This window comes from Shouchella oshimensis (assembly GCF_004375095.1).
In the GTDB taxonomy this organism is placed as follows: domain Bacteria; phylum Bacillota; class Bacilli; order Bacillales; family Bacillaceae_D; genus Shouchella; species Shouchella oshimensis.
In genome coordinates, this window is record NZ_SNUX01000002.1 from 681781 (window position 1) to 694436 (window position 12656).

Here is a 12656-nt window from a genome sequence, read left to right on the forward strand (position 1 = left end):
AGAGACAGCAACAACTCCTGAGTTTCATAAAATACCTCTCCTTAGAAGAACTTTCGACAATGATCCAGCAAATCCTTGTTTTTTACTGAAAAAATGGACTGTATAAAACCGTTGACATTGTATATAAAGTATATGTACAATAAATACAAAGATAACAATTGCGAGGTACCTATGAATATTATCTTATCGAATGCGTCTCAAGAACCAATCTATGTGCAGATTAAAAATCAAATTAAACAAAGCATATTGAGAGGGGAGTTGATGGAAGGCGACCCGCTACCTTCAATGCGAAAACTAGCTAAAGAATTACAAATTAGCGTCATCACGACAAAGCGCGCATACGAAGAATTAGAGCGAGACGGCTTCATTATTTCGTATGTTGGGAAAGGGTCTTTTATAGCAGGACAAAATCAAGATCTCATTCAAGAGAGGCGTTTGCAAATGGTTGAACAGGGCTTGGCGGAAATTGTAAAAGAAAGTAAAAACCTAAATATTTCCCTTCATCAACTTCAAGAATTAGTAGTAATGCTATATGAGGAGGAAGAATAATGGAAGAGGTTGTTTCATTTCATCATGTTCATAAAACGTATAAAAACTTTTTGTTAAGAGATGTCTCTTTCTCCGTTAAAAAAGGGTTTATTACGGGTTTTATTGGGCCCAATGGTGCAGGGAAAACAACAACGATTAAACTGATGCTTGATTTAGTGAAACCAGATTCAGGCGAAATCAACTTGTTTAATCAGACGTATCAGTCTAATAGGGAGGAAATTAAGCAGCGAGTAGGGGTTGTTTTCTCTGAACACCATCTTTACCAGCATCTGACCATTGAAAAAATGAAAAAAGTTGTCTCCAACTTCTATTCTAAATGGGATGATGATCGATTTGAGCATTATTTAAAACAGTTCAACTTACGTCCCGATCAAAAAATTGGTCAATTGTCTAAGGGGATGGGAATGAAGCTTTCCATTGCGATTGCGTTATCCCATCACGCTGATTTGATTGTGTTAGATGAACCAACGTCAGCTCTTGATCCAATAAGTCGTAGAGAGATTTTGCAGTTGTTAATGGACGTCATTCAGGATGAAGAAAAAGCTGTATTTTTTTCGACGCATATTACGACTGACTTAGAGCAAATCGCTGATTATATTCTGTTTCTCCATAATGGAACAGTCCTTTTACATGATGAGAAAGACGCGATTCTCGATCAGCATTTTATTGTCAGAGGTGCTACTGACTTGCTTGATTCAGATACGCGAAAGCTATTTTTACAAGTGAAAGAGACATCGTTTGGGTTTGAAGCGTTAACGAATCAAGCTAGCCTTGTAAGACGTCTAATGGGAGATGAAGTGGTAATGGAGAAGGCGTCTTTAGAAGAGATAATGGTGTACACGATCGGTGATGGATCGGAAATAAGGTAAACGGTTGAGGTAAAGGAGGGTGCGAGTGTGAATGCTTTAGTGGAAGTAAGCGAACTTAACAAAACATTTAAACAAGGTGGTTTTGGTTTAAAAAAGGTTTCTTTTACCATTAAGCCAGGCTCGATTGTTGGCTTTATTGGGGAAAATGGTGCCGGTAAATCAACAACCATTGGTTCTATCATTGGTTCCATTCGCAAGGATCAAGGTACTGTCCGCGTGTTTGGTCAAGAAATGCAAGACGGAAAAGACTTTGTAAAAGAAGAGATTGGGGTTGTATTTGATACCGTTCAACTTCCTGAAGAATTAACTATTGTGAAGTTAGAACGTGTGTTTAATGGAATTTATCGCAATTGGGATAAAGAGATGTTTTACTCTTATGTCGAACAATTCTCTTTACCAAGAAAAAAGAAAATAGGGTCATTTTCAAGAGGCATGTCGATGAAGGTATCGGTTGCTGTGGCACTCTCCCATGATGCGAAGCTGCTTCTGTTAGATGAAGCAACGGCAGTGCTTGATCCGAGTGGGCGTGATGATCTTTTGAGTGTATTACGCACATTTGTCAGCGATGGAAAGCGATCCATTCTTCTTTCTTCTCATATAACCAGTGATATTGAAAAGATTGCCGATTCGCTTATTTTCATTAAAGATGGCAGGATTCTATTTGATATTGAGAAAGAATCATTGCTATCGACTTACCGCATACGATCGTGTACGACGAAGGAATTTCACTCTTTAGCAAAAGAAACAATTGTCGCCTATCGAGTACAGGAGGAGCTTGTTTCTGTTCTTGTTAAAGGGAAAGAAGGCAAGGCAGCATCTTTAGATGAAATGACAGTATTACTCATGAGAGGTGTTCATGTATGAAAGGGTTGCTATTAAATCAATATTATAGTGTGCAAAAATCAATATGGGTGTATGCGTTGCTTGCATTCGTTATTCCGGTTGTGATCCTCATATTTTTTGAAGGGAGTATGCTTGATCGATTAGCGGCTTTTGTTGCGATAGGTTTTATGGTTTCCCCAGCGTTAGAAGTGTTAAAGCATGAAGGAAAGTCTGGGTGGAGTAAATATATGGCTACACTCCCAATAAGTCGAGCCAAAGTTGTCCAAAGTCACTATTTATTCTTTGTGTTGTTACTTCTAGTTGGGGTTGGTCTGGCTGGAGCCGCTTATTTTATCGCAACTCAATTATTTAATCAGGTGCCTACAGATTATTTCTTTGTTGGAATCTTGTCGATCATTGGCATTGTGCTAACCTCGGGAGTCATTACGTACCCCCTAACCTATATCCTTGGTGCCGAAAAGAGTGATATGATTTTGGTTTTAGGAATGGGTGGCTCAATCGGTGTTTATTTATTGACTTATACGATTTTTTCAATGGTATTTAATGAAGAGGGAACTTATTTTGGATCAGACGCCGATTTATTCTTTGGCTTACTGTTTATTGGGATCACCCTCATCGTGTTTGTCCTTTCCTATATCGTGTCACTCATTCTATACAAGCGAAAAGAATTTTAAAGGAGACGCATCTAAAGCAGGTGCGTTTTTTTATGTGAAATGGGTATACAAAAGATTATAATGCTGGATGTGAGGAGGCGAACGAATTGAAGGTACTAGTATTTTGTGATAAGTGCGGAAACCCGAAGGTCCTATCGAACTATGTATTAAAAGCATATATCGCGACTGCTCATTATGTTTATTGCGACGTGTGTCAGCATGAAAACAACGTTACATCAACCTTAAGGCGGTATGCGTTTCAATTAAGAAGAAAGCAAGGGTATTAATTCGTTTAGAGCCTAATAGGCTTTTTTATTTTGCCTATCGTTCATGATAGAGTAAGGGTAAGTGAATAAAAAGGGAGGGAAAATTGAAGTGAGAAAAGTAGTATTTTCAGAAGCAGAATTCGATTTAGCAGAAGTGGTTTATGAAGATTGGAAAGACATTCATCGTTATGCGTCACTTCCAATCGTTAGTCAATACCAACCATGGGAGACGATGAGGGAGAAAGATACGACCGATTATGTGAAAGGAATTGTAAAGGCTGCTCAGCAGGTGCCACGTACCCGTTTTGCGTATGCTATTCAAAAAGATAGGCGAACGATTGGCGTTACAGAATTAAATGTGCGAGATAAAACAAATGGTGAGATTTCGTACATTTTACATCCTGATTATTGGGGACAAGGTTTAGCAACAAAAGCAGCAAAAAAGATGCTTCTATATGGATTTGAAGAATTAGAGTTACATCGTATTTATGGAACATGCGATCCGAATAATGGTGCCTCGGCAAGGGTACTACAGCGTCTTGGCATGCGGGAAGAAGGAAGATTACGCGAAAACCTCTGGTCAAAAGACCATTGGCGGGATTCATTATTATTTAGCGTGCTTGTTCATGAATGTGGATAACCATCACAGACAATTAGAATTGATGATCAAAGAGGTTAATATGTGTATAAAAAATGTAGATAAGTCGGAAAACTGTGGAAAATGAATTCGTTTTCGAAGTGTTATCCACAAAAAAATTTAAAAACGAACAGCCTTCCGAATGCTCGTAAGGCTGTTATGTTCAGCTACTATACGTTCGTATGCGCAAGCACATGCTGTTGCGCGTCCGATAACTGGCTACGAAGTGAGTCAAGATTACTGAATAACAGCTGACCGTGTCGTTTAACGGCCTTACCAGCAACGAATACAGAATCAACATTGCCTGAATGTGCAGTTTGGACGACAGCGCCGATTGGATCGGTAATCGGACTTAAGTTTAGATCACACGTATTTAGTAAAATAATGTCAGCTTCTTTTCCTACTTCAAGACTACCAATCTTTTCGTCAAGTAAGAGTGCTTTAGCTCCTTCAATAGTTGCGCATTCTAGGATTTGATTGGCAGAGAGATGGAGGTCTGGTCCGGGCATTATGCCTTCATCAAGAAGCTTTTCATTGACTCGCGCTCTCTCTGCTTGTAAGGCAAACTTCATTTGAGCAAACATATCGCCACCTGTAGACGTCACGACATCGACACCGAGAGTAGGCTTGACACCATTTTCAAGAGCGAGGCCTGTAGCTGGGTAGCCATGGCCCATCATCATTTCGACTTCTGGTGTGACAGACACACTCCCACCCTTAGCGGCAATTCGTTTCATGGCCTCATCGGTTACGCGGTTCATATGCGTAAAGTTCAAGTCCATTCCAAGAAGGTGTTGCTCGTCAAGGCGTTCGATGGAATGGGCTGTACGTCCCCAAGTACCAAATCCTAAATGCATGGTAGCCAAAATTCCCATTTCTCGAGCGGTGTTTATTTCGTTTACAGCTGTATCCCATGCACTGAATTCAGGGCCGCGAATAGCAAGACCTAATGTAAGCAGCTGGTTTGGGGATTGGAAGTAAGCCGATTGAATGGTTTTCGCATCGTCTGTATGCGTTAATGTACTGTCATTGTTCCAAAATGCCTCATCTCCAGGTGCACCATATGCAAATACAGCTCGAATTCCAGCATCTTGTAATCCACGAATGCTTTCTTCAGCATGTTCAATGGAATTAATCATTGTCCAATCGAGGATGGTTGTTACACCAGCGTCTAATGCTTCTAACGCGCCAAACAAATTGCCGATGTAATCGTCTTGAGGTCTACGCTTTGAACCTATTCCACCATAATAGAGTTTACTCAAGTAGGTTTGTAAGGACCAATCAGCACCAATATTCCGAATCATGGATTCCCAAGTGTGACGGTGACTGTCAACAAAGCCAGGCATCACAATCCTATTACTCGCATCAATGATGTCGGCCTCTTCATCGTGGATAGAAGGTTCAATTTTACTTATTGTTGTACCCTCTATTAAAATATCAGCTTCTATGTAAGTAGTTTGATCTGTTACGGGTATGACAGTCCCGCCTTTAATAAGTGTCTTCTTCATAAGGATCATCCTTTCCCATTTAGTTTTTTTTCCATTTCAATGAGGGTGACTGGATAACCAAAAAAATCTCCAGTACGCTCTCCAGTACGCTCAAACCCTTCATTTGTGTAAAAATCAACGCTTTTATTCCCTTTATAAACGATCAGACGGCAGTGGTCTGGTTGTTCAAATCGTCTCAGTCCTGTATGAAGCAAAGATCTGCCAATACCTCGACCTTGCTGATCTGGATCTACATAGAGTGATTCAAGGTAAGCGTTATGCTCAGAATATTTCTCACGGGAAAAGAACGCATATCCATGAATACGACCATGTTCCTCGGCAACAAGTGTAATAGAAGAACGAAAACGACGATTCATCTCGTGGGAGGAATAAGCATCTTGAATGACTTTTTTCTGAATGTCATCTGGAATTTGCGGTGTATAGGTTGCCTTCCACGTCTTAGTAGCGAGTGCTCGGATGGCATGGATGTCACGCTTTTTCATATCTCGTATGTGCATCAAACATTCCTCCTTTAATGAAGGCTTTAGATGATTATTACTGTAAGCTTACCAAATAGTTGCAAAAAAGCGAAAAACAATGCTTACATAGATTCAGAGAGGTGATGAAATGAGAGAAGATGTAGTTAATTACGAAAAGCGAGGTATAACGATTACTGTTCGCGAAGCCAAAATGGAAGATGCCACTACACTTGGTAGATTGCGAGCAACCTTAGATGGCGAAACAGACCATTTCGATCGAGTATATGGAGAAGATGTATAACGGAAGAAGGTTTTTGAAGCATTATGGATTGGTACTTATACATGTATTGAGGAGATGTATTATGAACTAGCAATTTTTAATTGGCGGTGACGCCTGTGGAAGAAGGGACGTGTTGAGACATAGCAGCTAGGTCTGCGTTGGCTCAACCGTTCCTCCACGGCAAGCTTCCGCCAATTAAGAAAGTAAATTGCTAATATGTGACTAATTAATTTAAAAATAAAGTACAGATTGCTCCTTAAAAAAGTACGGTTGACAAAGCGATAACACCAGTAACTGTAAGGCAGCTAAAAAGTGTTGTATACAAAACAACTTGTGCATGTAATTCAGGTTCAATATTGTATTGCAGTGCAAGTGTTGCCGTATTCCTTGAGGTTGGAAAAGAGCTAGCAATAAAGAGAGATTGCGCAACAATACCATCAAGATTCAAAAGTACGATAATACCTAATGCGACGGATGGTCCAACGAGTAACCGTCCAATAATAGAAAAAAGAACAACACGATGAAACAAACCAAATTGAATAGTCGCTAATTGGGCCCCTAAAAGGATGAGCGCAAGCGCAATGAACCCACTTGCAAGATAACTCAGAGGTGTTTCAATAAAACTAGGAAGTGGAATCCGAAACAATTGAAAAAGCAGTCCTAGAATAAGGGCATGAATAATCGGCATTTTTAAGAATGAGAGAAGAATGCCTTTAAAGGATTTTGTCGCCGATAAGAGGTTATACAATCCATACGAATAGGTAAGTAAATTTTGAAAAATGAGTACAAAGATTTGAATCGTAACGCCAAGGGGATTAGCGCTGAAGATCATTTGACTGACAGGTAAACCATAGTTTCCTGAATTCATTAGTGAGACACTGTTTTTTAAAACGGCTGCTTCGCTACCTGAAAGGTGAAGTATTTTAGTAATCGCTGTACTAAATAGGATCATCACCAGTGTAAATAAAAGAAGGTAGCCAAGGATTTGTGATAGAACAATTAGATCAATGTCGACGTAATAGAGATTTAAAAAAATCGATGCAGGCATAAAACATACAGTTAATAAAGTAGAAAACGGTTTTAATTTAAACTCATACTGGCGTTGTAACAAGAGGCCTAACGCCATAAGGACAAGAATTGGAAAAATGACTTCAAGGAAGATAGCACCAAACATATGGAATCACTCCATTCGTAATGAGAATCGATCTTTATTGTATCGCGAAAGTAGTAATGAACATAATACCCCTTTTTAATCCTCTATGATAAGAAATTCGAATCATATTAAAAAAGGGGTGGTGTATCTTCCATTTTTCACACGTACCGCATACGTCGTTTAAAGGTAAAGACGGCCATTACACTCATACCGATTGCGTAAAGAAACACCCATCCTACGTGAGGAAGTGTATCGATGAGATGACCAGATAATGCCTCTCTGCTTGCTTCAACAGCATGAACAAATGGGAGGGAATAGGCAACAGCTTCAAACCAGCCGCCAATTAAAGAGACATCAAACCAAGCACCACTAAGCCATGCACATAGGTTCGTCAAAACGGCTCCGCAAACGCCTCCAACTTGTTTAGTAGTACAAACGCTACCAGCTAGTAACCCAATCGCAATAAAGAGCAGAGCCGCTGGAAAGAGAGTTAGGATTGACCAAAAGATGTTAATAGACAGTGGGAGACCAAGGAAGAAAGCGATAAGATAGCAAACAGTCATTTGTACGAGTGCTAATAAAAAAAGGGGTAGTGCGTAACCAAGGATGAAGTGCTGTGAACGTAAAGGCGTTGTAAATAATCTGAGCAAAAAAGAACACTCACGATCGCTTGCTATCAACATTCCTGCGAACAGAGAAATAAAGGAAAAGCTGAACAGAGCGATACCCGGGGTCAGTTGTTCAATGTGAAAAGGTTCATTCGGAATGTTCGATTGTATAAGAGTGAGTAAGAAAAGAAGCAGAGAAGGGAAAGCAAACCCGAACAGTAGGGTGAGCCATTCTCGCGTCATTTCCTTATAATTTCGAGATGCGAATGCCAACGTCTTCAAGAGGGTACCTCCTCTGTTTGCACAAAGGATACGAATGCATCCTCTAAAGAGTCTGTATGCTTCTGCTTTTTTAAGTCTGCAGGGGTACCTGTTTTAATAAGGAATCCATTTGCCATAATACCAATCCGGTCAGCAAGTGCGTCTGCTTCTTCCATGTGATGGGTTGTTAAAACAATCGTCATACTCCCTTTTAATTCCTTGATAACATTCCAAAGCTCTCTACGAGCAACAACATCAACTCCTACAGTTGGTTCATCAAGAAAAAGGACGTTTGGTTTTGTGACGAGCGCCATGCCTATACTTAATCGCCTCATCATGCCGCCAGATAAATGCTTCGCTTTTTTAGTTTTCTCATTTTGTAAATTCAATTGCAAGAGAGTGTGTTTACACTGTTTTTTTGCTTCTAATTTTGATGCTCCATAAATAGTCGCCATTAGAAGAATATTTTCTTCCACGGTTAAATGAGGAGCAACAGCACTTTCTTGTGGAGAAACTCCAATGAGTGATTTTATTTGTTGAGGCTTTTTCTGTATGGAAAGGTGATGTATCGTAGCTTCACCACTTGTTGGCGCAAGTATAGTGGTGAGCATATTGATCAACGTTGTTTTCCCTGCCCCGTTTAAACCAAGCAACGCGAAAAGTTCGCCTTCTCTAATGGAAAGATTAAGCTGATTCACAGCTTTGTGCGTAGCATACTGTTTTGTTAATTCAAGCGTCTCAATTGCTTTCATTCGACGTCGTCACTTTCATTTTGGGCAGCGAAGATGTCATCGGCTAATGTTAAAAAATGCTCATTCTTTACAAGAGCTAATCCTTGTTCTTCATCACCGAGAATTAATAGCTTATCCCCAGCTCGCAATTGAAAAAGATCGCGAGCTTTTTTGGGAATCACAATGTGTCCCCGTTCGCTAATCGTTGTGACTCCAAAAATATGCTTGCCTTTGGGTCCGATACCGTATTGGGACTCTTCTCCTGAAGCCAGATCGTCTAAACGAACGTTAAACAGGCGGGCAAGAGCAATCGCATGGTTCATATCAGGAACCGTATCGCCACTTTCCCACTTTGCAACGGCTTGCCGGGAAACCTGTAGTTGCTCTGCAACGTTTTCTTGTGTGAGTTTGTTTTTCTTTCTTAGTTTCTTTAAATGCTCATTCATCCTATTTTTCATCCTCCTTTTCTTTCATTATAGCGGGATTAACGAGCTTTTCTACCAACTAAAGGTAACGTAAGATGTTAACGACTGTTAACATTTTAAACAAAAAAGAAAAGGAATCCATAAAGTGTGGACATTGAATCGATGGAAAGTCAAGGGAGGTTCCAATTTGTTTTGTTTTTGTTGTTCAACCTAATGCTATAATGCGTTAAAAGGGGTTGGGCTTGTGAATGGTAGACGAATTATTTACCGACAGTTTGGTTCTCCTGCGTCTGTTTTATCTGTTGAAGAAAGTCCGTCTCGGGCATTAAAGAAGGATGACGTACTTGTAAAAATGACGATGATGCCAATTAATCCGTCTGATCTTATTCCAATACGTGGGGCATATGCTCATCGCATTTCACTGCCTGCTGTACCTGGATATGAAGGTGTAGGTATTGTTGAAGAGGTAGGGAGCAATGTGTCATCTACTCTTATTGGAAAGCGTGTTCTTCCGTTAAGAGGAGAAGGGACTTGGCAAGATGTTGTTCAAACAAAAGCAGCTCATGTAGTGACAATTCCTTCAACACTAAATGACCGAACTGCTGCACAACTTTATATTAATCCGTTAACAGCATTTGTGCTTTGTACAGACATTTTGAACCTTAGGCCTAGAGATGTTGTTGTGATGAATGCGGCTAGCTCGGCACTGGGAAAATTAATTGCACAAATGTCAAAATTAAGAGGGTTCTCGTTCATTGCCGTCGTACGAAATGACGTTTATAAAGAAGAACTTCTGCAATTAGGCGCAACAACTGTTGTGAACGATGGCGATGAATCCGTGTACGATGAAGTGCTAGCATATACAGCAGGAGCTGGTGCAACGGTAGCAATTGATTCCATTGGTGGTGAAGCAGGGAACAGGCTTGGTGCTTGCGTGCAAAGAAATGGGGTGTTTTTGGCTGTTGGCTTGCTATCAGGACAACAGGTAAATTGGCAAGGATTATCAAGTCGTTTGCAAACAACGCTTTTCCATTTAAGGCAGTGGAACAAGACTGTTACTGACACTCACTGGCATCAAGCATTCAATACACTGATTTCACATGTAAGTGAAGGCATACTAACTATTAGTAATGATGGTACGGCATATGAATTAGCGAATGTTCAACAAGCGGTCAAGCAAGCAGAACAAGCGTCGAATTTCAATGGGAAAGTGTTTTTACTAGGTCAAAAATAGCGATAGAGCAAGGGGAGAAATGGACTGATAATTAATAGTCCAATAAGAACCGGAATAGAGAATAGTAAACTGAAGAGAAAAAGATCTTGTAAAAATGGATGGTCAATAAATAGGAATGTGAGCGCTGTGAAGATGATAAAGAGAATGAGAGAAAGGGTTATTCCTTTTATGAGTCCTTTTAAAAAAGAATTGAGGGTAGACATATAAATCCTCCATTCGTTGTTGCTTCTGATTATTGTAATGGTGTAAAAGAACAAAGGTTACTTGTTTCTATGAATAGTTGTGGAGAAAGACGATTAAAGAGAGCCATTCTTATTTGTAAGATATGTAAGAAGTAATGGTAATCTATGTGTGGATAAGACTATTCTTTTATAGATCATTATTCATTTCCTATATCTGATTTAGGAAGCAAAACAAATGATGTTGCCGGCGCATTCTGATTGTTTGATTGCATTCGCAGAAGGATTTCCTTTTTAAGAATGAGAATGAAATCTTCTGGTAAAGCTAGCGTGAGAGCATGGGTGTACGCTTCTAAAAGGCATTGATTCGGTAAGCTTTTTAATGACATAAATGCACTCCTTATCGACAGTATTTCACTTATATCCCTTAATTTCTAGAATAACGTTGCAAATCCCTACACAAATTGTCTTTTTTTCTATAAAATTTGTAGAAAAGAGAGTTGGCGAAGATGTGTGGAGAGGTGAGAAGATGGCAGAGCCATTAAAAAATATGTATAGTAGACCACTATTAGAGGATTTGGCTACGCGAATAAGCGCTAAAGATGATCATTTCGATAAGGTGAAATTCATTGAAGCCATCTTTAGTGGACAGTGGGAATCATTGTCTTTAAAAGAACGAATGCGAAAGATTACACTGGCTCTTGGTCAAACCCTTCCTAAGGATTATCGGAAGGCACTTTGTATTTTACAGTCATTAGGAAATGATGCTCAAAAAGGGCTGTTTGTACTATTTCCTGATTTTGTGGAAGTGTATGGACTAGAGCATTGGGAAGAGTCCATACAAGCTCTTGAATATTTTACGAAGGGTTCAACAAGTGAGTTTGCCGTGCGACCATTTATTAAGAAAGACCCTGACCGTATGATGGAACAAATGAAGAGATGGGCAACGGATAAGGACGAGCATGTTAGACGTTTGGCAAGTGAAGGCTGTCGTCCTCGCTTACCGTGGGGAGAGGCATTGACGGACTTCAAGCGCGATCCAAGCCCAGTTTTAGAAGTGTTAGAGCTCTTGAAAAAAGACCCTTCCAAATACGTCCGAAAAAGTGTTGCCAACAATTTAAATGATCTTTCAAAAGACCATCCTGCTATTGTACTAGCCGTTGCCAATCGATGGAAAGGACAGCATGAATATACGGATTGGATTATTCGTCATGGTTGCAGAGGGTTATTAAGACTAGATGTACCTGAAGCTTATGCGCTATTCAATTATGTGAACAGTACAGAATGTTCCCACATTCTTGAAAATGCACACTTAGAGGCTTCGGCAAATAACATTAAAATTGGTGACTCTGTTACGCTATCTTGGGATGTAGCGATTAAAGAGCCTGTTAAGGGCAGAATTCGCTTTGAATATGCCATCGATTTTATGAAAGCTAACGGAAAAAGTTCACGAAAAAAATTCCTTCTTTTAGATCGAGCATTTTCGGAAAAAGAGACATTAACGCGTCACCGGATGCATCATTTTGCGGATCTATCCACCAGGAAGCACTACCCAGGTGATCATACTGTTTCCTTACTAGCAAATGGTGTGACGCTGGCACAAACGACAATAACTGTAACGGAATAGATGCAAAACAAACAGCTGAAGAATAGGCTAATGTTCCTGTTTTTTGCCTTTTTTAACAAATTGATTTTCATTCTCAAGTCAATTGTACTATAGTGAAGATACTAGGCAAAAGGAGGGTATTAGTATTTATTCTTCAGACGTTTTACAGAGACTAATTGATGATTTTGAAAACGGTCTCAATCGTCCCCTGTTAGAGGAAGAACGGGTTTTCTTACAACATATACTTACGGAAATGGATGATAAAGAGATATCAATGCCATAAATTGCTTTTACTTGATAGTAAACCTCATATAAAGTTAGACGAAAGGAGCCTACTCGGAATGAAGGGCTTCTTTTTTTATACGTAAAATGGCTTTTAGTCGGGCTTTATTGTCT

General features: G+C 39.7%; 16 protein-coding genes. 9 read left to right on the forward strand and 7 right to left on the reverse strand.

Features of this window, described 5'->3' with window-relative positions; all coding sequences use genetic code 11:
- Nucleotides 1-171 precede the first annotated feature (171 nt).
- The 6 genes from E2L03_RS09375 (at nucleotide 172) to E2L03_RS09400 (ending at nucleotide 3820) form a co-directional block, all read left to right on the forward strand.
- Nucleotides 172-549: a GntR family transcriptional regulator gene (locus E2L03_RS09375; protein WP_038477067.1), complete on the forward strand. Its 378-nt coding sequence runs from the start codon at nucleotides 172-174 to the stop codon at nucleotides 547-549.
- On the forward strand, nucleotides 549-1418 hold the full coding sequence (locus E2L03_RS09380; protein ID WP_134259050.1) for an ABC transporter ATP-binding protein: 870 nt from the start codon (nucleotides 549-551) through the stop codon (nucleotides 1416-1418). Before E2L03_RS09375 ends, E2L03_RS09380 begins: the two co-directional genes overlap by 1 nt.
- A gap of 27 nt (nucleotides 1419-1445) precedes the next feature.
- Complete coding sequence (locus tag E2L03_RS09385; RefSeq protein WP_134259051.1) at nucleotides 1446-2282, forward strand: ABC transporter ATP-binding protein; 837 nt, start codon at nucleotides 1446-1448, stop codon at nucleotides 2280-2282.
- Entirely contained in the window at nucleotides 2279-2935 is a 657-nt protein-coding gene (locus E2L03_RS09390; RefSeq protein WP_134259052.1) for an ABC-2 transporter permease, read from the forward strand. Before E2L03_RS09385 ends, E2L03_RS09390 begins: the two co-directional genes overlap by 4 nt.
- A gap of 86 nt (nucleotides 2936-3021) precedes the next feature.
- Complete coding sequence (locus E2L03_RS09395) at nucleotides 3022-3201, forward strand: hypothetical protein (protein WP_124741414.1); 180 nt, start codon at nucleotides 3022-3024, stop codon at nucleotides 3199-3201.
- Nucleotides 3202-3289: 88 nt separating this feature from the next.
- A complete protein-coding gene (locus tag E2L03_RS09400; RefSeq protein WP_243839519.1) occupies nucleotides 3290-3820 on the forward strand; it encodes a GNAT family N-acetyltransferase in 531 nt (176 codons plus the stop codon).
- A gap of 167 nt (nucleotides 3821-3987) precedes the next feature.
- On the opposite strand, the gene E2L03_RS09405 is transcribed toward E2L03_RS09400, so the two are convergent.
- Both E2L03_RS09405 and E2L03_RS09410 read right to left on the reverse strand, forming a co-directional pair.
- A complete protein-coding gene (locus E2L03_RS09405) occupies nucleotides 3988-5325 on the reverse strand; it encodes an amidohydrolase family protein (protein ID WP_134259053.1) in 1338 nt (445 codons plus the stop codon).
- Nucleotides 5326-5330: 5 nt separating this feature from the next.
- The gene (locus E2L03_RS09410) at nucleotides 5331-5822 is read right to left on the reverse strand and encodes a GNAT family N-acetyltransferase (protein WP_095149642.1); all 492 of its coding nucleotides are present in this window, start codon (nucleotides 5820-5822) and stop codon (nucleotides 5331-5333) included.
- Between the two features lie 109 nt (nucleotides 5823-5931).
- Here E2L03_RS09410 and E2L03_RS20390 point away from each other — a divergent pair, with 109 nt between their 5' ends.
- Nucleotides 5932-6084: a hypothetical protein gene (locus tag E2L03_RS20390; RefSeq protein ID WP_166740258.1), complete on the forward strand. Its 153-nt coding sequence runs from the start codon at nucleotides 5932-5934 to the stop codon at nucleotides 6082-6084.
- A 235-nt stretch (nucleotides 6085-6319) separates the two neighbouring features.
- Here the strand turns inward: E2L03_RS20390 and E2L03_RS09415 are convergent, their stop codons facing one another.
- From E2L03_RS09415 to E2L03_RS09430, 4 genes are all read right to left on the reverse strand, one after another.
- A complete protein-coding gene (locus E2L03_RS09415; RefSeq protein WP_134259054.1) occupies nucleotides 6320-7237 on the reverse strand; it encodes an AEC family transporter in 918 nt (305 codons plus the stop codon).
- A 137-nt stretch (nucleotides 7238-7374) separates the two neighbouring features.
- A complete protein-coding gene (locus E2L03_RS09420) occupies nucleotides 7375-8106 on the reverse strand; it encodes an ABC transporter permease (RefSeq protein ID WP_095149644.1) in 732 nt (243 codons plus the stop codon).
- On the reverse strand, nucleotides 8103-8837 hold the full coding sequence (locus E2L03_RS09425) for an ABC transporter ATP-binding protein (protein ID WP_134259055.1): 735 nt from the start codon (nucleotides 8835-8837) through the stop codon (nucleotides 8103-8105). The genes E2L03_RS09420 and E2L03_RS09425 overlap by 4 nt, the downstream gene beginning before the upstream one ends.
- Nucleotides 8834-9262, reverse strand: coding sequence for a type II toxin-antitoxin system RelB family anti-toxin (locus E2L03_RS09430; RefSeq protein WP_197196478.1), 429 nt, complete (start codon nucleotides 9260-9262; stop codon nucleotides 8834-8836). Before E2L03_RS09430 ends, E2L03_RS09425 begins: the two co-directional genes overlap by 4 nt.
- Before the next feature lie 223 nt (nucleotides 9263-9485).
- On the opposite strand from E2L03_RS09430, the gene E2L03_RS09435 reads away from it, so the two are divergent.
- Nucleotides 9486-10475, forward strand: coding sequence for a zinc-dependent alcohol dehydrogenase family protein (locus E2L03_RS09435; protein ID WP_038477097.1), 990 nt, complete (start codon nucleotides 9486-9488; stop codon nucleotides 10473-10475).
- A 379-nt stretch (nucleotides 10476-10854) separates the two neighbouring features.
- Here E2L03_RS09435 and sda read toward each other — a convergent pair whose 3' ends face one another.
- A complete protein-coding gene (gene sda / locus E2L03_RS09440) occupies nucleotides 10855-11043 on the reverse strand; it encodes a sporulation histidine kinase inhibitor Sda (RefSeq protein WP_038477103.1) in 189 nt (62 codons plus the stop codon).
- Nucleotides 11044-11183: 140 nt separating this feature from the next.
- On the opposite strand from sda, the gene E2L03_RS09445 reads away from it, so the two are divergent.
- Complete coding sequence (locus tag E2L03_RS09445) at nucleotides 11184-12281, forward strand: DNA alkylation repair protein (RefSeq protein ID WP_134259056.1); 1098 nt, start codon at nucleotides 11184-11186, stop codon at nucleotides 12279-12281.
- Nucleotides 12282-12656 lie beyond the last annotated feature (375 nt).

What these genes read in the sequence shown, in the direction of transcription:
- E2L03_RS09375 (WP_038477067.1), top strand. Translation starts at nt 172, where the DNA reads ATGAATATTATCTTATCGAATGCGTCTCAAGAACCAATCTATGTGCAG.
- E2L03_RS09380 (WP_134259050.1), top strand. Translation starts at nt 549, where the DNA reads ATGGAAGAGGTTGTTTCATTTCATCATGTTCATAAAACGTATAAAAAC.
- E2L03_RS09390 (WP_134259052.1), top strand. Translation starts at nt 2,279, where the DNA reads ATGAAAGGGTTGCTATTAAATCAATATTATAGTGTGCAAAAATCAATA.
- E2L03_RS09405 (WP_134259053.1), bottom strand. Translation starts at nt 5,325, where the DNA reads ATGAAGAAGACACTTATTAAAGGCGGGACTGTCATACCCGTAACAGAT.
- E2L03_RS09410 (WP_095149642.1), bottom strand. Translation starts at nt 5,822, where the DNA reads ATGCACATACGAGATATGAAAAAGCGTGACATCCATGCCATCCGAGCA.
- E2L03_RS20390 (WP_166740258.1), top strand. Translation starts at nt 5,932, where the DNA reads ATGAGAGAAGATGTAGTTAATTACGAAAAGCGAGGTATAACGATTACT.
- E2L03_RS09415 (WP_134259054.1), bottom strand. Translation starts at nt 7,237, where the DNA reads ATGTTTGGTGCTATCTTCCTTGAAGTCATTTTTCCAATTCTTGTCCTT.
- E2L03_RS09425 (WP_134259055.1), bottom strand. Translation starts at nt 8,837, where the DNA reads ATGAAAGCAATTGAGACGCTTGAATTAACAAAACAGTATGCTACGCAC.
- E2L03_RS09430 (WP_197196478.1), bottom strand. Translation starts at nt 9,262, where the DNA reads ATGAATGAGCATTTAAAGAAACTAAGAAAGAAAAACAAACTCACACAA.
- sda (WP_038477103.1), bottom strand. Translation starts at nt 11,043, where the DNA reads ATGTCATTAAAAAGCTTACCGAATCAATGCCTTTTAGAAGCGTACACC.
- E2L03_RS09445 (WP_134259056.1), top strand. Translation starts at nt 11,184, where the DNA reads ATGGCAGAGCCATTAAAAAATATGTATAGTAGACCACTATTAGAGGAT.